An 18,797-nucleotide genomic window follows, 5' to 3' on the forward strand; every position below is an offset into this window, starting at 1 on the left:
AATCTTTCGCGCCACACCATACGCTGAATTTGCCTTAATAACCCTGGATAATTCCGAGTCTCAGGCCAACTCCCCCTTCACCAGAGGCACAAAGCGCACGGCTTCCACGGTGTCGATAATAAACTCGCCGCCGCGCCGACGAACGCGCTTCAACAGCTGCTGCTCGTCCCCAACGGGCAGAACCAGAATGCCCCCCTCATCCAGCTGCGACAACAGGGCCGCAGGAATTTCAGGCGGGGCCGCCGTCACGATGATCGCGTCAAACGGGGCGCGCGCCTTCCAACCCTGCCATCCATCACCGTGTCGTGTCGAAACATTATGTAAATCAAGTTGTTTCAGGCGACGACGCGCCAGCCACTGTAAACCTTTGATCCGCTCAACGGAGCATACGTGATGAACCAGATGCGCCAGGATCGCGGTCTGATACCCCGACCCGGTGCCAATCTCCAGCACGCGGGAGTCGGGCGTGAGCTCCAGCAGCTCCGTCATGCGAGCCACCATGTAAGGCTGCGAAATCGTCTGGCCCTGTCCGATGGGCAGCGCCACGTTTTCCCACGCTTTGTGTTCAAACGCCTCGTCTACAAATTTTTCACGCGGAACCAGGGCGAGCGCTTCGAGCACGTGCTCGTCGCGGATCCCCTGCGCGCGGAGTTGTTCCAGAAGAGTTTGTACACGTTTGTTTACCATTGCGCGTTCACTCCTGCGCGATCCAGCCAGCCCGACACCACATCATGCGCGCTATACGCGGTTAAATCTACGTGCAGCGGAGTAACCGAAACATAGCCTTCCTCTACGGCGGCAAAGTCGGTATCCGGACCCGCATCGCACTTGTCGCCGGGAGGGCCAATCCAGTAAAGCGTGTTGCCGCGAGGATCCTGCTGCGGGATCACCTGATCGGCAGGATGTCGGCTCCCGCAACGGGTGACGCGGATGCCTTTAATTTCATCGAGAGGAAGATCCGGCACGTTGATGTTGAGGATGCGCCCGGTACGCAACGGCTCGCGGCCGAGCGCCCGCAGGATCGAACAGGTCACCGCGGCGGCCGTGTCGTAGTGCGTGTAGCCGTTCAACGAGACCGCCAGCGCCGGGAATCCCAGATGGCGGCCTTCCATTGCGGCCGCCACGGTGCCGGAGTAAATCACGTCATCGCCGAGGTTAGGCCCGGCGTTAATGCCGGAGACGACGATATCTGGACGCGGCCGCATCAGCGCGTTCACGCCCAGAAAAACGCAGTCGGTTGGCGTTCCCATCTGCACGGCAATATCGCCATTATCAAAGGTAAAGGTGCGAAGCGACGACTCCAGCGTCAGAGAGTTAGACGCTCCACTGCGGTTACGATCGGGCGCCACGACCTGCACGTCCGCAAATTCGCGGAGGTGTTTCGCCAGGGTCTGAATGCCTGGCGCGTGGATCCCGTCATCGTTACTCAGCAATATTCGCATAATCACCCGAGGTGTTGATAAGTTCCCTGACAACACTGGTGGCAAAGCTGCCTGCCGGCAGCCAGAAGCGTAACTCGACGGTCACGTCATCCCACCAGTTCCAGCTTAACTGCTGCGGATAGAGCAGCATCGCGCGGCGTGCCGCGTCGACTTTTTCCCGCACCAGCAAGGACTGCAATTCTGGCGCATCCGCCACGGCTGACTGCTCGGCGGCCAGGGCCTCCCCCTGGGTTCCCCAGTCGCCCGTACCGGGCAACGCGGCGGTAATCATCAGCGCTTTTGCGTCCACGCGCGACTGCACATCAGCCATCTCTTCGGCCGTTGCCACAAACCAGCTTCCGCGTCCCGCTAATTGTAGCGCATCGCCAACAACAACTTGATTCGCGTCCGGTTTTTTCAGCCTTTCGCTCACAATCTGATTAAACAACGCGCTGCGGGCCGCCGACAACCAAAAACTGCGTTTATTCCTGTCACGCACCGGTGCATCGCTTTGCGCCCAGCGCAGCGCGCCCTGCAGGTTGCTGCCGCCGATGCCAAAGCGCTGCGCGCCAAAGTAGTTCGGTACGCCGCGGTCGCTGATGGCGTTCAGGCGTTTTTCAACGTCTTCTCGGTCAGTCACTTCGCGCAGCACCAGCGTAAACGCGTTGCCTTTCAACGCCCCCAGACGCAGTTTGCGCTTGTGGCGGGCATATTCCAGTACCTTACAGCCCTCAAGCTCAAATTTGCTTAAATCAGGCATCGCATTGCCGGGAACGCGCGCGCAGAGCCACTGTTCCGTAACGGCGTGTTTATCTTTCTGCCCGGCAAAGCTCACTTCGCGGGCATGAATTTTGAGGAATTTTGCCAGCGCGTCGGCCACAAAGCGGGTATTGCAGCCATTTTTCAGAATACGCACCAGGATATGTTCGCCTTCGCCATCCGGCTCAAAGCCCAGATCCTCGACCACGAGGAAATCTTCCGGGCTGGCTTTCAGCACCCCGTTCCCCTGCGGTTTACCGTGCAGGTATGTCAGGTTGTCGAAGTCTGTCATTTGCTCGCCTTCACCAGCAGCGCCACGGCTTCACAGGCAATCCCTTCGCCACGACCGGTGAAGCCCAGCTTCTCGGTCGTCGTCGCTTTGACGTTCACGTCGTCCATATGGCAACCCAGATCTTCCGCAATAAACACGCGCATCTGCGGTATGTGCGGCAGCATTTTCGGGGCCTGGGCAATAATCGTCACGTCGACGTTGCCAAGGGTGTAGCCTTTCGCCTGGATGCGGCGCCACGCTTCGCGCAGCAGTTCACGGCTGTCTGCCCCTTTAAACGCCGGGTCGGTGTCCGGGAACAGCTTGCCGATATCACCCAGTGCGGCCGCGCCCAACAGCGCGTCGGTCAGCGCATGCAGCGCCACGTCGCCATCAGAATGCGCCAGCAGCCCTTTTTCATAAGGAATGCGCACGCCGCCAATGATAATTGGGCCTTCGCCGCCAAAGGCGTGTACATCAAAACCGTGTCCAATTCGCATTATGCCTTCTCCTGATGGGTCAAACGGGTAAGATAAAATTCCGCGAGCTGTAAATCTTCCGGACGCGTCACTTTAATATTATCAGCACGTCCTTCAACAAGCTCAGGATGGAAACCGCAGTACTCCAGCGCAGAGGCTTCGTCCGTAATGGTCGCACCTTCGTTAAGCGCGCGCGTTAAGCAGTCGTGGAGTAATTCGCGGGGGAAAAATTGCGGCGTCAGCGCGTGCCATAGATCGACGCGATCGACGGTGTGGGCGATAGCCCGTTTGCCCGGCTCGGCGCGCTTCATGGTGTCGCGCACGGGGGCGGCCAGAATGCCACCCACTTTGCTGGTTTCGCTCAGCGACAGCAGGCGCGCAAGGTCGTCCTGGTGCAGGCAGGGACGCGCCGCGTCATGAACCAGTACCCACGGGGCGTTTCCGGCAGCCTGAATGCCTGCCAGCACGGAATCGGCGCGCTCGGCGCCACCGTCAACGACGGTAATCTGTGGATGATTTGCCAGCGGCAGCTGCGCGAAGCGCGCATCGCCAGGGCTGATAGCGATGATCACACGCGTCACTCGCGGGTGCGCCAGCAGCGCGGCCACGGCGTGCTCGAGGATCGTTTTATCGCCAATGGAGAGGTACTGCTTGGGACATTCTGTCTGCATGCGCCGGCCAAAACCTGCGGCCGGCACCACGGCGCATACGTCCGAAAAAGTTACTGCCATGTCGTAATCCTGGGCCTGATTATCGATTATTTTGTGCTGAGCCCTGATTGCGTTTAGACGCATCCGGAACCAGACGATAAAAGGTTTCGCCCGGCTTAGTCATACTGAGTTCATTGCGTGCGCGTTCCTCAATCGCCTCTTGCCCGCCATTGAGGTCATCAATTTCAGCAAAGAGTTGATCGTTTCGCGCCTTAAGTTTGGCGTTTGTTGCCTGCTGAGCCGCGACGTCATCGCTTACCCGGCTATAGTCGTGCAGTCCGTTCTTACCGAACCACAGCGAATATTGCAGCCAGATTAGCAAAGCCAGCAACAGCAGCGTTAGTTTACCCATCCTGCCCCCTGAAAAACGGCATCATCATCCCAAGACTTCCCCAGAGCACTACGCCGGGGTAACAGAGATGCCGCAACATCGCGGGCAAATGTACCACATTTTTTCCGCAGAATCGTCCTGCACAATATCGTTACACAGTTGGTTACGGTTTGAATTATGGCTGAAGTTAGCCCATGAGCCACAAAAATAACAGACCAAACATCAGAACCACCGTCACAATCGTGACCACGGTGCTGTACAGGAGCTTACCGTTGAGCAACGAGTGCAGCGCAATGCCGACGACAACCGCCACGGGCATCAGCGCCAGAAAGAAAGGCCAGGTGTAGAGAAAGAAGAACAGCGTGTTGCCGCCGTAGATGAGAAACGGAATACCCAGCGCCAGCAGCCATGAGACGAAGCCAATGATGGCCCCAGGAAATGACCAGGTCGTTTCGTCGTCGGTCGCAAGCGGCTCCGACCCGGTGGTGGTGATGTAATGTTCACTGTTGCGCATAGCTAGTCCTGTGACCGTGACTCATCGTTCGGGAAGACAGCTCCCGAACGATACCGTCTCAGGATCTGATAATATCGTCCCGTCTGAGCAGGTCTAATAATTGGCTTACTAAATTTGTTACCAATTGTTGACCTTCCAGGTGAATTTCAGGCGATTCAGGCGCTTCGTATACAGCGTCAATTCCGGTGAAGTTGCGCAATTCTCCGGCACGCGCTTTTTTGTACAGCCCTTTCGGGTCGCGCGCTTCGCAGACCTCCAGTGGCGTATCCACAAACACCTCGATAAAGCGATCCTGGCCGACGCGTTCGCGCACCATCTGGCGCTCGGCGCGGTGCGGAGAGATAAACGCGGTCAGCACCACCAGCCCGGCGTCGGCCATCAGGCTGGCGACTTCCCCGACCCGGCGAATGTTCTCTTTGCGGTCGTCGTCGCTGAACCCTAAATCGCTGCACAGGCCATGGCGCACGTTGTCGCCATCCAGCAGGTACGTGCTTACGCCCTGCTGATGCAATGCCTCTTCCAGCGCGCCCGCCACCGTCGATTTACCCGAGCCGGACAGCCCGGTAAACCACAGCACAACCCCACGGTGACCGTGGAGCTGTTCGCGCTGGGCGACGGTGACCGGATGAGGATGCCAGACGACGTTCTCATCATGGGCAGCCATTACTTGCCTCCCAGCAGATCGCGCGCGCCCCAGTGCGGGAAGTGTTTACGCACCAGCGCGTTCAGCTCCAGCTCAAAGGCGCTGAATTCTGAAGCCGCGGACGCCTGTTCGTTTGGCTCACGGACCATCCCCGCGCCGACGGTGACGTTCGTCAGGCGGTCAATAAAGATAAGCCCGCCCGTCACCGGATTTTGCTGATACGGATCCAAAACCAGCGGTTCGTCGAAGGTCAGATCGACCAGACCAATGCCGTTCAGCGGCAGCTCGGTGACGTCACGCTGGGTCAGGTTGTTGATATCCACCTGGAACTGAATGCCGTCCACGCGGGCGCGGGTTTTCTTGCCGGCAATTTTGATGTCATAGCTCTGGCCAGCGGTCAGCGGCTGTTCGGCCATCCACACCACATCCACGGACGCGCCCTGTACCGCCGCCAGCGTTTCCTGCGCGTCTACCAGAAGATCGCCCCGGCTGATATCAATTTCGTCTTTCAGCACCAGCGTTACGGCTTCACCGGCCCCCGCGTCCTGCAGGTCACCGTCAAAGGTGACGATGCGGGCGATGGTCGATTCCACACCGGATGGCAGCACCTTGACGCGCTGGCCAACCTGTACGGAGCCTGACGCTAGGGTGCCGGAGAAACCGCGGAAATCGAGATTTGGACGGTTCACGTACTGCACCGGGAAGCGCATCGGCTGGGTGTCGACCACGCGCTGAATTTCAACCGTTTCCAGCACCTCCAGCAGCGTCGGGCCGCTGTACCACGGCATGTTCGCGCTTTGGGACGCGACGTTATCCCCTTCCAGCGCCGAGAGCGGCACAAAGCGGATATCCAGGTTGCCCGGCAGCTGTTCAGCAAAGGTCAGATAGCTCTGGCGGATCTCCTCGAATTTTTCTTCGCTGAAGTTCACCAGATCCATCTTGTTGACCGCCACCACCAGGTGTTTGATCCCCAGCAGCGTCGAGATAAAGCTGTGGCGACGGGTCTGATCCAGCACGCCTTTACGCGCGTCCATCAGCAGGATCGCCAGGTCGCAGGTCGACGCGCCGGTCGCCATATTGCGGGTGTACTGTTCGTGCCCCGGGGTGTCGGCGATAATAAATTTGCGCTTCTCGGTAGAGAAGTAGCGGTAGGCCACGTCAATCGTGATGCCCTGCTCGCGCTCCGCCTGCAGGCCATCCACCAGCAGCGCCAGGTCGAGTTTTTCACCCTGGGTGCCGTGACGTTTACTGTCGTTATGCAGGGAAGAGAGCTGATCTTCGTAAATCTGGCGCGTATCGTGCAGCAGGCGGCCAATCAGGGTACTTTTCCCGTCATCCACGCTGCCGCAGGTCAGAAAACGCAGCAGGCTTTTGTGTTGTTGCGCGTGCAGATACGCTTCCACGCCGCCTTCGTTGGCAATTTGTTGAGCAATAGTGGTGTTCATGGCGGCTCCTTAGAAATAACCCTGACGTTTCTTCAGCTCCATGGAGCCTGCCTGGTCGCGGTCAATCACGCGGCCCTGTCGCTCGCTGGTGGTCGACACCAGCATCTCTTCGATGATCTCCGGCAGCGTCTGCGCGCTGGATTCCACCGCGCCAGTCAGCGGCCAGCAGCCAAGGGTGCGGAAACGCACCATCTGTTTTTTAATCACTTCGCCCGGCTGCAGGTCGATGCGATCGTCGTCGATCATCATCAGCATGCCGTCGCGCTCCAGCACCGGACGCTCGGCGGCCAGATACAGCGGAACGATCTCGATATTTTCCAGATAGATGTACTGCCAGATATCCAGCTCGGTCCAGTTGGAGAGCGGGAAGACGCGAATGCTTTCGCCTTTGTTGATCTGACCGTTGTAGTTGTGCCACAGCTCCGGACGCTGGTTTTTCGGATCCCAGCGGTGGAAGCGGTCGCGGAAGGAGTAGATACGCTCTTTGGCGCGGGATTTCTCCTCGTCACGGCGCGCGCCGCCGAAGGCCGCGTCAAAACCGTATTTGTTCAGCGCCTGCTTCAGCCCTTCGGTTTTCATGATATCGGTGTGCTTGGCGCTGCCGTGCACGAACGGGTTAATGCCCATCGCCACCCCTTCCGGGTTTTTATGCACCAGCAGCTCGCAGCCGTAGGCTTTCGCGGTACGGTCGCGGAACTCGTACATTTCGCGGAATTTCCAGCCGGTATCCACGTGCAGCAGCGGGAACGGCAGCGTGCCCGGATAAAACGCTTTACGCGCCAGATGCAGCATGACGCTGGAATCTTTACCGATGGAGTACATCATCACCGGGTTAGAAAACTCGGCGGCCACTTCGCGGATGATATGGATACTTTCCGCTTCGAGCTGCCGCAGGTGTGTAAGACGTTTTTGGTCCATAACCGTTCCTTAAGCCAAATTTACGACAGAAGAACCAAAGCCTTCTGTATCGGTTGTGTGTTGGAACCAGGCGAGCGTGCTGTGCAGCTGCACCACTTCCCCCACCACGATCAGGGCGGGCATAGGGGCGTCTTTCGCCAGGGTTGCAAGATGTTCCAGCGTGCCCGTCGCAACGTGCTGATCGACGCGCGTGCCGCGAGAAATGACGGCAACGGGCGTCGTCGCCTCGCGACCGTGCTGAATAAGCTGTTCGCTGATGTCCGCCGCCTTCATCGTGCCCATGTATATCGCCAGCGTCTGGCGGCTCTGGGCGAGATGCGACCAGTCGAACGGCGTGCTGTCCGCCTTGTAGTGGCCGGTCACAAAGGTGACGCTCTGGGCGTAATCGCGGTGGGTCAACGGGATACCGGCGTAGGCCGTTACCGCAGAGGCCGCCGTGATGCCGGGCACCACCTGGAACGGTACGCCCGCTTCGGCTGCCGCCTGCAGCTCTTCGCCGCCGCGTCCGAAAATGAACGGATCGCCCCCCTTCAGGCGCACCACGGTTTTGCCCGCTTTGGCGGCGTCAACCAGCATCTGGTTGGTGTCGTGCTGCGGCACAGAGTGCTCGCCTGCCCGTTTGCCGACGCAGATTTGCTCCGCGTCACGACGGATCAGCTCGCGCACGCCGTCGGTGACCAGATGGTCGTAGAACACGACGTCCGCGTCCTGCAGCACCTGCAGGCCGCGCAGCGTCAGGAGCCCGGCATCGCCAGGCCCCGCGCCCACCAGGATGATCTCCCCGCCCGTGCTGCCGGGGTTATCCAGTTCATCCTCGAGGATTTTTTGCGCAGCCGTTTCATTGCCGGCATGCATCAGGCTGGCGAAGCGGCCGCGAAACACGCGTTCCCAGAAGCGACGGCGTTCCGTCACGCTGGTCAGGCGGGTTTTCAGGTGGTTACGCCAGTAGCTGGCTTTCTCCGCCATGCGCCCGAGGCTGGTCGGCAGCAGCGCTTCGATTTTTTCACGCAGCACACGCGCCAGCACCGGTGCGGTACCGCCGGAGGAGATCGCCACCAGCAGCGGCGAGCGGTCAACGATCGACGGGAAAATAAACGAGCATAAAGGCTGGTCGTCCACCACGTTCACCAGGCGGTAACGGGCCTGCGCGGCGTCGGAGATCCGCTGGTTCAGTTCACGATCTCCGGTCGCCGCAATTACCAGCACCACGCTGTCGATTTGTGACTCGTCGAAATCCGCCTCTGCAACGACCTGCACCTGGGCCCCTGCGCGCTGTAGAAACGCGATTTTGCGATCGGCGATTTCACCCGTGCCAACAACCAGCACCGGTTTCTCTTTAATCGCAGCAAATAAGGGCAGATAGTCCACAGGCAACAACTCACTAACAACGAGGAATAGAGGGACTATAGGGGGCGGCTTAGACCGAATGAAATTACGAATTGGAATGAGTAGTTACTCAATGGAATAACGCCATGAAAATGCTAATACCAAAAAGTGCTTAACGCGCGAAATTTCGGGCATTTAAGAGCAATTCAAATTGTGTATGGACGATCACAGTTTCATACTAGGCGGGTTATTATTTTGCTCTGTTTTTAAGGACTCACTATGTTTTCCGCAACGCGCCACCGTATTGCTGCCCTGGCGCTCGGCGTTTGCTTTATTCTTCCTGCTCAGGCAAAAAACCAACCTTATGGTGAAATCGCCAATATGCAGGCGCGGCATATTGCCACCGTCTTTCCTGGCCGCATGACCGGCTCGCCTGCGGAGATGCTCTCCGCGGACTATCTTCGCCAGCAGTTTGCCGGGATGGGCTATCAGAGCGATATCAGGTCGTTTCACAGCCGCTACGTCTATACCTCGCGAAATAAAACGAAAAACTGGCATAACGTGACCGGCAGTACGGTGATTGCGGCCCACGAAGGCAGCGCAAAAGAGCAAATTATTATTATGGCGCATCTTGATACCTACGCTCCGATGAGCGATGCCGACACGGATAACAATCTTGGCGGGCTGACGCTGCAGGGCATGGACGACAACGCTGCAGGCCTGGGCGTGATGCTCGAACTGGCCGAGCGGATGAAAGATATTCCAACCCAGTATGGCATTCGTTTTGTTGCCACCAGCGGTGAAGAAGAGGGCAAACTCGGCGCTGAGAATCTCCTTAAACGCATGAGCACCGAGGAGAAGAAAAATACGCTGCTGGTGATCAACCTCGACAATCTGATCGTCGGCGACAAGCTCTATTTCAACAGCGGGCAGAGTACGCCGGGTACCGTGCGAAAACTGACGCGCGACCGTGCGCTGGCCATTGCCCGCAGCCATGGCGTTTATGCCACCAGCAATCCCGGCGGTAACCCGGATTATCCGCGAGGCACAGGCTGCTGCAACGACGGGGAAGTGTTTGATAAGGCGGGCATTCCGGTGCTGTATGTGGAAGCGACAAACTGGGCGCTGGGCAAAAAAGATGGCTACCAGCAGCGGGCTAAATCGAAAGCCTTCCCGGACGGGACAAGCTGGCACAACGTGATGCTGGATAATCAGCAGCACATCGATCGCGTGCTGCCGCAGCGGATTGAGCACCGCAGTCGTGATGTGGTGAAGGTGATGCTGCCGCTGGTGAAGGAGCTGGCGAAAGCGGGGAAAGCCTGAGGCCGTTAAGCCCGGTGGCGGCTACGCCTTACCGGGCAAAAAGGTTATCACCCTTCGTGCAACCCGCACTCGCGCTTCAGCCCGAAGAATCGCGTCTCTTCTTCCGCCATTCCCGGTTCCCACTTACGCGTGGTGTGGGTGTCTCCCACCGACAGATAGCCCTGATCCCACAGCGGATGGTACTTCAGCCCGTGTTTTTGCAGATACTGGTACACCGTCCGGTTATCCCAGTCGATAATCGGCAGCACTTTAAACACCCCGCGCTGCACCGCCAGCACCGGTAAGGTTGCCCGGCTGCCGGACTGCTCGCGGCGCAGGCCCGCAAACCACGTCTGCGCATTAAGCTCTTTCAGCGCCCGGTTCATCGGCTCGACCTTGTTGATCTCATTGTATTTCTCAATGCCCTCAACGCCCTGTTCCCACAGCTTACCGTAGCGCGCCTCCTGCCAGGCCGCGCTTTCCGTCGCGCGGTAGACCTTGAGGTTCAGCCTGAGCTTGTCCGTCAGCTCGTCAATAAACTGATAGGTTTCCGGGAACAGGTAGCCGGTATCGGTGAGGATCACCGGAATGTCCGGACGGATCTGATTCACCAGATGCAGGCTGACCGCCGCCTGAATACCAAAGCTCGACGAGAGCACATATTCTCCCGGCAGGTTTTCCAGCGCCCACGCCACGCGCCCTTCGGCGTCCAGCTTTTCAAGGTGGGCATTGGTTTCTGCCAGCGCCAGAATACGTTCGACTTTTGGCAGGTCATTAAGGGCGTTTAGATCGAGTTCGGACATAGTTACCTCTCGTGGTTACTCCCAGAAATCCCTTGCGGGATCGAGCACCGGGCGAATGATGCCCGCACGCACCGTAAAGTCGCCGAAGCCTTCACCCGCTTCGCGCTCTTTCGCCCAGCGCCCGACAAGCTCGTCGATGGAATCAAGAATTTCCGGCTCGGTGATGTTCTCGCGGAACATGCGCGGAATGCGCGTGCCGATACGGTTACCGCCCAGATGCAGGTTATAGCGCCCCGGCGCTTTCCCCACCAGACCGAGCTCGGCCAGCATCGCGCGACCACAGCCGTTCGGACAACCGGTGACGCGCATAACAATATGCTCGTCCGGAATGCCGTGTTTTTCCAGAATCGCTTCCACTTTGTCGGTAAACGACGGCAGGAAACGTTCCGCTTCGGCCATCGCCAGCGGGCAGGTCGGGAACGATACGCAGGCCATCGAGTTTTCACGCTGCGGCTTAACAGCATCCATTAACCCGTGTTCGCGCGCCAGCTTCTCGATCTTCGCCTTCTGGCTTTCCGGCACGCCGGCAATAATCAGGTTCTGGTTAGCGGTAATGCGGAACTCACCTTTGTGGATCTTCGCAATTTCCAGCAGACCGGTTTTCAGCGGACGTCCCGGATAATCCAGAATACGGCCGTTTTCAATAAACAGCGTCAGGTGCCATTTATTATCGATGCCTTTTACCCAGCCAATGCGATCGCCGCGACCGGTGAATTCGTAAGGGCGGATCGGCTCAAATTTGATGCCCGCACGACGCTCCACCTCCGCTTTGAACGTCTCCACGCCCACGCGCTCCAGGGTGTATTTGGTTTTCGCGTTTTTACGATCGGTACGGTTACCCCAGTCGCGCTGGGTCGTCACCACCGCTTCCGCCACGGCCAGCGTATGCTCGAGCGGCAGGAAGCCGAACTCGCTCGCGGTACGGGCGTAGGTTTTCTTGTTACCATGTTCGATGGACAGGCCGCCGCCCACCAGCAGGTTAAAGCCCACCAGCTTGCCGTTTTCGGCTATCGCCACGAAGTTCATGTCGTTGGCGTGCAGGTCGATATCGTTCTGCGGCGGGATCACCACCGTGGTTTTGAACTTACGCGGCAGGTAGGTCTGGCCAAGGATCGGCTCTTCGTCGGTGGTCGCGACTTTTTCCTGATCGAGCCAAATCTCGGCATAGGCGCGCGTACGCGGCAGCAGGTGCTCAGAGATCTTCTTCGCCCACTCGTAGGCTTCGGCGTGCAGCTCGGACTCATACGGGTTCGAGGTGCAGAGCACGTTACGGTTCATGTCGTTGGCGGTCGCCAGCGCGTCCAGCCCGACCGAGTGCAGCATCTGGTGCACCGGCTTGACGTTCTTCTTCAGAATGCCGTGGAACTGGAAGGTCTGACGGTTGGTCAGACGAATGCTGCCATAAATCGTGTTTTCACCGGCAAACTTGTCGATCGCCTGCCACTGTTTGGTGGTAATCACCCCACCCGGCAGACGGCAGCGCAGCAGCATCGCGTGACGCGGCTCCAGCTTCTGCTCGGCACGCTCGGCACGGATGTCGCGGTCGTCCTGCTGGTACATGCCGTGGAAGCGGATCAGCAGGAAGTTGTCGCCTTTGAAACCGCCGGTGAGACCGTCATTCAGATCTTCAGCAATGGTGCCGCGCAGATAGTTGCTTTCCAGCTTCATGCGCTCGGCGTCTGTCAGTTTACCTTCGACCACCAGTGGCCCTGGATGTTTTTCGCTCATTAGTAGACATCTCGCTGATAACGGCGCTCAACGCGCAGCTCACTTAAAAATTCATCCGCCGTTTCGGCATCCATACCGCCGAATTCGGCAATCACTTCCAGCAGTGCCTGCTCAACGTCTTTCGCCATGCGATTGGCGTCGCCGCAGACATAAATGTGGGCACCGTCATTGATCCAGCGCCACAGCTCTGCGCCCTGTTCGCGCAGTTTGTCTTGTACGTATACTTTTTCTTTCTGGTCGCGGGACCAGGCCAGATCGATGCGGGTCAGTACGCCTTCTTTCACATAGCGCTGCCACTCAACCTGGTAGAGGAAATCTTCGGTAAAGTGCGGATTGCCGAAGAACAGCCAGTTCTTACCCGACGCGCCGTCTGCCGCGCGCTGCTGCATGAAGGCGCGGAACGGCGCAATGCCGGTGCCCGGGCCAATCATGATGACCGGTGTTTCCGGGTTTGCCGGCAGGCGGAAGTTGTCGTTGTGCTCGATAAAGACGCGCACTTCGCCCTCTTCTTCCACGCGATCGGCCAGGAAGCTCGACGCCCCACCCGCGCGCGCGCGGCCTTCGATGTCGTAGCGCACCACGCCGACGGTAACATGCACTTCACTCTCCACTTCGGCCTGCGAAGAGGCGATGGAGTAGAGGCGCGGGGTTAGCGGACGCAGCAGGCCGATCAGCTCATCGGCATCCAGCTGAGCCGGAGAGAAACGCACCATATCGACAATCGGCGTCGTCGCGGCGTAATGCTGCAGTTTCGCCTTGTCGCCCACCAGCGACAGCAGGGATTCGCTGCGCGTTAAGGTGGCATAATTTTCGACGATATTCGGGGTGTTCACCGTCAGTTCAAAATGCCACTGCAGCGCCTCGGATAACGGCAGCGATTTGCCGTCAACGGTCACAGGCTCGTCGCCTTTCAGCCACAGCAGCTCAACCAGCTCTTTCACCAGCGCCGGATCGTTCTGATACCAGACGCCCAGCGCATCGCCAGGCTGATAGCGCAGCCCCGAGTCGCCTAAATCGATTTCGATATGACGCACGTCTTTTTCTGAGTCGCGGCCGGTAATTTTCTGGTTCACCGACAGGCTCGCCGTCAGCGGCGCCTCTTTGGTGTACGGGCTGGTGTGGATGTCGTTGACAGCACCCGTCGCGGTGAACGCGGCCTGTGCCGACGTCTCTTTCGGCACGCGCGCTTTTAGCACTTCAACGATGCGGGCGCGCCATTCAGCGGCGGCGGTCTGGTATTCGACATCCGCATCAACGCGGTCCAGCAGACGCTCCGCGCCCAGCTCCGCCAGCCTGCTGTCGAAGTCTTTGCCGGACTGGCAGAAGAATTCATAGGAGGTATCGCCCAGGCCAAAGACGGCAAACGCCGTCCCATCCAGCTTCGGCGCTTTTTTCGAGAACAGGAACTTATGCAGCGCCACCGCTTCTTCAGCAGGTTCACCTTCACCTTGCGTAGAGGCGACCACCACCAGCAGTTTTTCCGACGCGATTTGCTTGAATTTATAATCCCCGGCGTTGACCAGGTTCACGTTCAGTTTAGCGGCCAGCAGGTCGTCGCGCAGCGCTTCGGCCACGCGGCGGGCGTTGCCCGTCTGCGAGGCGGAAATCAGGGTAATGGCCGGAATCTCAACGGCCGTAGCCGGTGCACCCGCCACAGCGCCAGGCTGCTGATTGAGCATTCCCCAGAAATAACCGGAGACCCAGGCAAGCTGAGTGGGAGAAAAATCAGAGGTGGCAGCCTGAAGGCGCGCCAGTTGCTCCGGGTTCAGGGGAAGCAAATTTGAAGGTGGGGCCTGTGTTGTCATGCGTCGTTATGTTCCAGTAGCCAAGCGGACTTTAAGCGAATAAATCCAAACTGAAGATAAGGTTAACGGCGAGGATAATAACAATTAAAGAAGGGATGGAAATAATAAATAACCAAATGGACTAACCTGTTTTGGTTGTCATGCTTAGCGATAAAACAGATTAAATAATTATTTGAAATATAAGAATAAATAGCGATAAACACCCCGAATACGAGGCGGTGGACGCTCAGAGCCGTTTTAGTTAATGCTAAAAATTGTGCTTTCCGGTACTATGCGGCGGTTTTTTCCGCATTACTGAGAGCGATCATGTCCACCACACTGTTTAAAGATTTCACCTTCGAAGCCGCCCACCACCTTCCGCATGTCCCTGAAGGACATAAATGTGGCCGTCTGCACGGGCATTCGTTCATGGTGCGTCTTGAGATCACCGGTGAAGTTGATCCGCATACCGGTTGGATCATGGATTTTGCCGAGCTGAAGGCGGCGTTTAAGCCGACCTACGATCGTCTGGATCACTACTACCTGAATGAGATCCCGGGCCTTGAAAACCCGACCAGCGAAGTGCTGGCAAAATGGATTTGGGATCAGATGAAGCCGCTGGTACCGCTGCTGAGCGCGGTGATGATCAAAGAGACCTGCACCGCGGGCTGCATTTATCGCGGGGAGTGATTCTCCTCTTCCCCACGCACGTTTAGCGGCGTGAACTCATAGAGCACAAGCGCGTTACTTTCCAGCGATTCAGTAATTTGCCAGCCGTCATAAAGCCGTTCATCGCGTAAGGAAAGCGTTGGGCGCGCTTTGTGCGCAATCCAGCGCCACATCTCCTCATCAGGCCCGCTGTCGCTGTGTACTCCTTCCAGCAACGGATAGAGCGCACCGTTGTGCCGATCGAACAAATGTCTCTTTATGCGCCAGAGACCGCGCATTCCTCGCAGCTCAAGATGATACTGCTGGCGAAAACGCTGAATAAAGGCCTCCTCGCTGGAGAGCAGAGGATTGAAGACCACCACGTTACGCAACAGCAGCTGATATCGCCCCTGATGGCGGAGCAGCAGCACGCTCTTGTCGTTAACGAGCACCTCTCCCCGCAGACGCTGCCACAGCCAGAGTACCCAGTAGATGGGCCGTGGAAGGCCGTGATTATATTGAAGCGCAAGGCTTGATGTATCGAGGGTGTTGTTCGCCCTCGCTTCCCCCTGTAAACCAGAATTAAGCCAGAATCCCGCCAGCCATACCTGTTCTGAAAGCCCGAGGAGATTCTGCATCAACAGCGCACCGCGAAAAAACCAGCCGTTGGTCGCCCGCGTATTCCCCGTAAGAGTGTTCCATGAGAGTAACCATACCGGCAGCGTCCGCTGCCGCTGGCGAAGGGCGGCGAGGATCTGGCGGACCTTTAGCACCGGGTAATTTTCAGAAGAGGAAAGATGCGCGGGATCCAGCTGCGCCAGATCGAGCAGCTCGTTGGCATCTGCCGGACATGCGAGGAAATCAGCCTCGTCCAGAATGTCAGAACGGAACAGCGCGTCACCGCTCAGCTCGCTACCAACGGGAGAGAAGCGATGCCACACCCCCAATTTTGCCTGCGGAAGGTAGGCCCTCAGCGCCGCCCGCTGCGCCCGCCAGGCGTGCTCCTGGGTTTCCGCGTTAGCCTGGGGAGACCAGTGCATGACGACGTGCCAGCCAGCGGTAATGTCGGGCAAAAATCGGTTAACCGAAAGCTGCAAAAAGCGCGTCAGGAGATCGCATCGGGTAGTGACCCCCGTGTGCAGCAGGACCGTCCAGCCTTTTTTCGCCACCCAGGTAAACAATTGCTGCAGATGATACCAACAGGCGTAGCCCGCCATTTGGGGATCGTCCCATCCCGTAGCGAACAGACGGCTGCTGAGAAAAGGTTCGGCGATATCAATACCCTCAATCGGGATCGCCTCGTGTAGCGCCTCCAGATGCCGACGAACATCCTCTCGCAGCAAATCGTCTAGCTCGCGCAGGGTGATGACCAGCCGCGTGCGGCGCAGCGCGGAAGAGAGCGGATAAAGCTGCTGCACATCCAGTATCCGCTCCTGACACGGGGAGTAGGTTAGCGGCGAGGGTTCCCAACCGCGGGTCTCAGCGTCGTTAAGCAGGCTAAATAACGTATCCACCGCAACAGGTAAACGCTGTTCATCCACGGTCGTGCGCGGGCGGAACGCAAGGGGACGATGACGCCCGGCCTTACGAAACTCACCTGGAGACATATTGTGATAGCGCTGGAAACTATCGGTCATCATACGTGTGCTGGCAAATCCATTCTCCAGCGCAATCTGATGCAGAGGGCGGCTGGTGAGACACAGGGCGTCAGCCGCTTTTTCCAGCCGCAGGGCAGTGATGTACTGCATAAAACTAGCTCCCGTCTCTTTTCTAAAGAGACGAGAGAGCCACGCTTCTGAGACGAACTCACTCTCTGCGATTTCGGCCAACGTAATGCGGCGGGTGTAGCTGGCGTCGATCCGCTCCAGTACACGGGCGATGCGCTTGCTTACGTTGGCGTGCTGGTTCCGGGGTTTCTGGCGGACGGGCTGCTGAAAGCGACCAATCAGCAGCAGCAGGATCTCGCTCAGCCAGCGATTCGCCTCCAGCCGGTAGCGATGCGGATCGTTGACGAGCGTCACCACCAGCAGCTGGCGCAGCAGGTGCCGAAGCTCGTCACACTGCGGCCAGCGCCCGCCTGACTCCTCCGGAACCGCGTAATCATGGGCAAAAAAATCATTGTACAGCTGGATTACCCAGCGTCCGGATAGAACGACACGCAGAGTCACATTCGCGTTCTGGCTGATAAGCCTCCATCGCTGATGGCGGTTTATCACTACAAGGCCATTTGTCGGAACCCTTTCTAGTCCCGCCTCGGTTTGCAGTTCAGCTTGCCCTTCCAGCACCCACAGTATCGTCAGCAAATCGCCTTCATCCTGCGCGAACAGGCGAATGTCCTCAACGGCTATCGCAAACTCATTTCCACGATGTTCCATTCGCCCCCTCCACGAAGACAAAAAATGACGCACTCTTTTTTGTCATAACCGAATCGTATGAAAAACAATCAGAAAAAAGGCGTCGATTTACAACAAAAAAGGACATTTTCCGGCAATGCGATCGACATAAACTCGAAACTAACACCATTTGGCAGGAAAAGGATAACAAAAATGACACATCCAATTGTTGACGCGCTGCGAGGCTCCGAGGCTCAGTTCACTGAATTACGCCGAGAGTTTCACCGACATCCCGAAACAGGCTTCGAGGAGCACAAAACCAGCGACCGCGTCGCGTCACTCCTGGGGCAGTGGGGCTATGAGGTCCACCGGGGAATGGCCAAAACCGGGGTGGTCGGCACCCTTAAGGTAGGAAACGGCAGCAAACGTCTGGGTCTGCGCGCCGATATGGATGCGCTGCCGATGCAGGAAAATAGCGGCAAAGCGTGGAGCAGCACGGTTGAAGGTAAATTTCACGGCTGCGGGCACGATGGCCACACCACTACCCTGCTTTATGCCGCAGAGTATCTGGCCCGAACCCGCAACTTTAGCGGCACGCTGCATCTGATTTTTCAGCCAGCCGAAGAGCTGCTGTATGGCGGGCGCGTCATGGTTGAAGATGGCCTGTTTGAACAATTCCCCTGCGACCATATTTTTGGCCTGCACAACATGCCCTCCCAGCCGCTTGGGAAAATTGGCCTGCGCGATGGCGCCATGATGGCCTCCTCTGACACCGTTCATATTGAGGTGAACGGCGTAGGGGGTCACGGCGCCGTTCCGGAACACACCGTTGATGCCACGCTGGTTGCCTGCCATATCACCCTCGCCCTGCAGTCGATTGTGTCGAGGAATATCACCCCATTCCAGCCGGTCGTCGTAACCGTGGGCAGCATCCAGGCGGGACATGCCCCGAATATTATCAACGATAAGGTATTAATGAAGCTGACCGTGCGCACGCTGGACGAAGCGGTGCGTCAAACCGTCCTGCAGCGAATCCACGACATTGCCGTGGCACAGGCTGAAAGCTTCAACGCCACGGCCACGATTCGTCACGTCAACGGCAGCCCGGTGCTGCGCAATAGCCCGCAGGCCAATGACATGGTGCGCACGGTGGCGACCGACCTGTTCGGTCAGGATGCCGTCACGTCGGTGAATGCCTTTATGGGAAGCGAAGATTTTGCGTTCATGCTCGAGAAAAACCCCAACGGCTGTTACTTCACCCTCGGCGCTGGCGATGAGCCGGACCGCTGCATGGTGCATAACCCAGGCTACGACTTTAACGACAAGCTTCTGCTTACCGGCGCGGCACTCTGGAGTGCGTTGACCGAGCACTATCTGCGCTGATT

General features: G+C 58.0%; 18 protein-coding genes. 3 read left to right on the forward strand and 15 right to left on the reverse strand.

What is annotated here, in order from left to right; translation table 11 throughout:
* Positions 1–60: 60 nt before the first annotated feature.
* The 11 genes from ACW9E7_RS15825 to cysG form a co-directional block, all read right to left on the reverse strand.
* Positions 61–687, reverse strand: a complete 627-nt coding sequence (locus tag ACW9E7_RS15825; RefSeq protein WP_458728061.1) for a protein-L-isoaspartate(D-aspartate) O-methyltransferase — start codon at positions 685–687, stop codon at positions 61–63.
* The gene (surE, locus tag ACW9E7_RS15830) at positions 681–1,442 is read right to left on the reverse strand and encodes a 5'/3'-nucleotidase SurE (RefSeq protein WP_458728062.1); all 762 of its coding nucleotides are present in this window, start codon (positions 1,440–1,442) and stop codon (positions 681–683) included. Before surE ends, ACW9E7_RS15825 begins: the two co-directional genes overlap by 7 nt.
* Complete coding sequence (gene truD / locus ACW9E7_RS15835; RefSeq protein WP_133295057.1) at positions 1,423–2,472, reverse strand: tRNA pseudouridine(13) synthase TruD; 1,050 nt, start codon at positions 2,470–2,472, stop codon at positions 1,423–1,425. Before truD ends, surE begins: the two co-directional genes overlap by 20 nt.
* Positions 2,469–2,948 (reverse strand): 2-C-methyl-D-erythritol 2,4-cyclodiphosphate synthase, encoded by a 480-nt coding sequence (gene ispF, locus ACW9E7_RS15840; RefSeq protein WP_008499607.1) that lies wholly within the window; start codon positions 2,946–2,948, stop codon positions 2,469–2,471. Before ispF ends, truD begins: the two co-directional genes overlap by 4 nt.
* The gene (gene ispD / locus ACW9E7_RS15845; RefSeq protein ID WP_458728063.1) at positions 2,948–3,658 is read right to left on the reverse strand and encodes a 2-C-methyl-D-erythritol 4-phosphate cytidylyltransferase; all 711 of its coding nucleotides are present in this window, start codon (positions 3,656–3,658) and stop codon (positions 2,948–2,950) included. Before ispD ends, ispF begins: the two co-directional genes overlap by 1 nt.
* A 19-nt stretch (positions 3,659–3,677) precedes the next feature.
* On the reverse strand, positions 3,678–3,989 hold the full coding sequence (gene ftsB, locus ACW9E7_RS15850) for a cell division protein FtsB (RefSeq protein WP_008499609.1): 312 nt from the start codon (positions 3,987–3,989) through the stop codon (positions 3,678–3,680).
* 166 nt (positions 3,990–4,155) lie between these two features.
* Complete coding sequence (locus ACW9E7_RS15855; protein WP_008499610.1) at positions 4,156–4,482, reverse strand: DUF3561 family protein; 327 nt, start codon at positions 4,480–4,482, stop codon at positions 4,156–4,158.
* A gap of 58 nt (positions 4,483–4,540) precedes the next feature.
* Complete coding sequence (gene cysC, locus ACW9E7_RS15860; protein WP_021241908.1) at positions 4,541–5,146, reverse strand: adenylyl-sulfate kinase; 606 nt, start codon at positions 5,144–5,146, stop codon at positions 4,541–4,543.
* Positions 5,146–6,570 (reverse strand): sulfate adenylyltransferase subunit CysN, encoded by a 1,425-nt coding sequence (cysN, locus tag ACW9E7_RS15865; RefSeq protein ID WP_458728064.1) that lies wholly within the window; start codon positions 6,568–6,570, stop codon positions 5,146–5,148. Before cysN ends, cysC begins: the two co-directional genes overlap by 1 nt.
* A gap of 9 nt (positions 6,571–6,579) precedes the next feature.
* On the reverse strand, positions 6,580–7,488 hold the full coding sequence (gene cysD / locus ACW9E7_RS15870) for a sulfate adenylyltransferase subunit CysD (protein ID WP_006811770.1): 909 nt from the start codon (positions 7,486–7,488) through the stop codon (positions 6,580–6,582).
* Positions 7,489–7,497: 9 nt separating this feature from the next.
* The gene (cysG, locus tag ACW9E7_RS15875) at positions 7,498–8,847 is read right to left on the reverse strand and encodes a siroheme synthase CysG (protein ID WP_458728398.1); all 1,350 of its coding nucleotides are present in this window, start codon (positions 8,845–8,847) and stop codon (positions 7,498–7,500) included.
* Between the two features lie 246 nt (positions 8,848–9,093).
* Here cysG and ACW9E7_RS15880 point away from each other — a divergent pair, with 246 nt between their 5' ends.
* Complete coding sequence (locus ACW9E7_RS15880) at positions 9,094–10,137, forward strand: aminopeptidase (protein ID WP_458728065.1); 1,044 nt, start codon at positions 9,094–9,096, stop codon at positions 10,135–10,137.
* A 47-nt stretch (positions 10,138–10,184) separates the two neighbouring features.
* Here the strand turns inward: ACW9E7_RS15880 and cysH are convergent, their stop codons facing one another.
* Genes cysH through cysJ form a run of 3 tightly spaced genes read right to left on the reverse strand, consistent with a single transcriptional unit; the run spans position 10,185 to position 14,452 of the window.
* Positions 10,185–10,919, reverse strand: coding sequence for a phosphoadenosine phosphosulfate reductase (cysH, locus tag ACW9E7_RS15885; protein WP_023344813.1), 735 nt, complete (start codon positions 10,917–10,919; stop codon positions 10,185–10,187).
* A 15-nt stretch (positions 10,920–10,934) separates the two neighbouring features.
* Positions 10,935–12,647: an assimilatory sulfite reductase (NADPH) hemoprotein subunit gene (gene cysI / locus ACW9E7_RS15890; RefSeq protein WP_008499617.1), complete on the reverse strand. Its 1,713-nt coding sequence runs from the start codon at positions 12,645–12,647 to the stop codon at positions 10,935–10,937.
* The gene (gene cysJ / locus ACW9E7_RS15895; RefSeq protein WP_458728066.1) at positions 12,647–14,452 is read right to left on the reverse strand and encodes an NADPH-dependent assimilatory sulfite reductase flavoprotein subunit; all 1,806 of its coding nucleotides are present in this window, start codon (positions 14,450–14,452) and stop codon (positions 12,647–12,649) included. Before cysJ ends, cysI begins: the two co-directional genes overlap by 1 nt.
* Positions 14,453–14,758: 306 nt before the next feature.
* Between cysJ and queD the strand changes: the two genes are divergently transcribed.
* Positions 14,759–15,121 (forward strand): 6-carboxytetrahydropterin synthase QueD, encoded by a 363-nt coding sequence (gene queD, locus ACW9E7_RS15900; protein WP_111965448.1) that lies wholly within the window; start codon positions 14,759–14,761, stop codon positions 15,119–15,121.
* Here queD and ACW9E7_RS15905 read toward each other — a convergent pair.
* Positions 15,106–17,454: a helix-turn-helix domain-containing protein gene (locus tag ACW9E7_RS15905; RefSeq protein ID WP_458728067.1), complete on the reverse strand. Its 2,349-nt coding sequence runs from the start codon at positions 17,452–17,454 to the stop codon at positions 15,106–15,108. The two genes, queD and ACW9E7_RS15905, sit on opposite strands and share 16 nt — an antisense overlap.
* A 171-nt stretch (positions 17,455–17,625) precedes the next feature.
* Here ACW9E7_RS15905 and ACW9E7_RS15910 point away from each other — a divergent pair, with 171 nt between their 5' ends.
* Positions 17,626–18,795 (forward strand): M20 aminoacylase family protein, encoded by a 1,170-nt coding sequence (locus ACW9E7_RS15910; protein WP_458728068.1) that lies wholly within the window; start codon positions 17,626–17,628, stop codon positions 18,793–18,795.
* Positions 18,796–18,797 lie beyond the last annotated feature (2 nt).

This window comes from Enterobacter sp. H2G27, from assembly GCF_054403075.1.

Coding starts and splice junctions, on each gene's coding strand:
- surE (WP_458728062.1), bottom strand. CDS start 1,442: ATGCGAATATTGCTGAGTAACGATGACGGGATCCACGCGCCAGGCATT.
- ftsB (WP_008499609.1), bottom strand. CDS start 3,989: ATGGGTAAACTAACGCTGCTGTTGCTGGCTTTGCTAATCTGGCTGCAA.
- queD (WP_111965448.1), top strand. CDS start 14,759: ATGTCCACCACACTGTTTAAAGATTTCACCTTCGAAGCCGCCCACCAC.
- ACW9E7_RS15880 (WP_458728065.1), top strand. CDS start 9,094: ATGTTTTCCGCAACGCGCCACCGTATTGCTGCCCTGGCGCTCGGCGTT.
- ACW9E7_RS15910 (WP_458728068.1), top strand. CDS start 17,626: ATGACACATCCAATTGTTGACGCGCTGCGAGGCTCCGAGGCTCAGTTC.
- truD (WP_133295057.1), bottom strand. CDS start 2,472: ATGACAGACTTCGACAACCTGACATACCTGCACGGTAAACCGCAGGGG.
- ACW9E7_RS15825 (WP_458728061.1), bottom strand. CDS start 687: ATGGTAAACAAACGTGTACAAACTCTTCTGGAACAACTCCGCGCGCAG.
- cysJ (WP_458728066.1), bottom strand. CDS start 14,452: ATGACAACACAGGCCCCACCTTCAAATTTGCTTCCCCTGAACCCGGAG.
- ACW9E7_RS15855 (WP_008499610.1), bottom strand. CDS start 4,482: ATGCGCAACAGTGAACATTACATCACCACCACCGGGTCGGAGCCGCTT.
- ispF (WP_008499607.1), bottom strand. CDS start 2,948: ATGCGAATTGGACACGGTTTTGATGTACACGCCTTTGGCGGCGAAGGC.
- ACW9E7_RS15905 (WP_458728067.1), bottom strand. CDS start 17,454: ATGGAACATCGTGGAAATGAGTTTGCGATAGCCGTTGAGGACATTCGC.
- cysI (WP_008499617.1), bottom strand. CDS start 12,647: ATGAGCGAAAAACATCCAGGGCCACTGGTGGTCGAAGGTAAACTGACA.
- ispD (WP_458728063.1), bottom strand. CDS start 3,658: ATGGCAGTAACTTTTTCGGACGTATGCGCCGTGGTGCCGGCCGCAGGT.
- cysC (WP_021241908.1), bottom strand. CDS start 5,146: ATGGCTGCCCATGATGAGAACGTCGTCTGGCATCCTCATCCGGTCACC.
- cysN (WP_458728064.1), bottom strand. CDS start 6,570: ATGAACACCACTATTGCTCAACAAATTGCCAACGAAGGCGGCGTGGAA.
- cysH (WP_023344813.1), bottom strand. CDS start 10,919: ATGTCCGAACTCGATCTAAACGCCCTTAATGACCTGCCAAAAGTCGAA.
- cysD (WP_006811770.1), bottom strand. CDS start 7,488: ATGGACCAAAAACGTCTTACACACCTGCGGCAGCTCGAAGCGGAAAGT.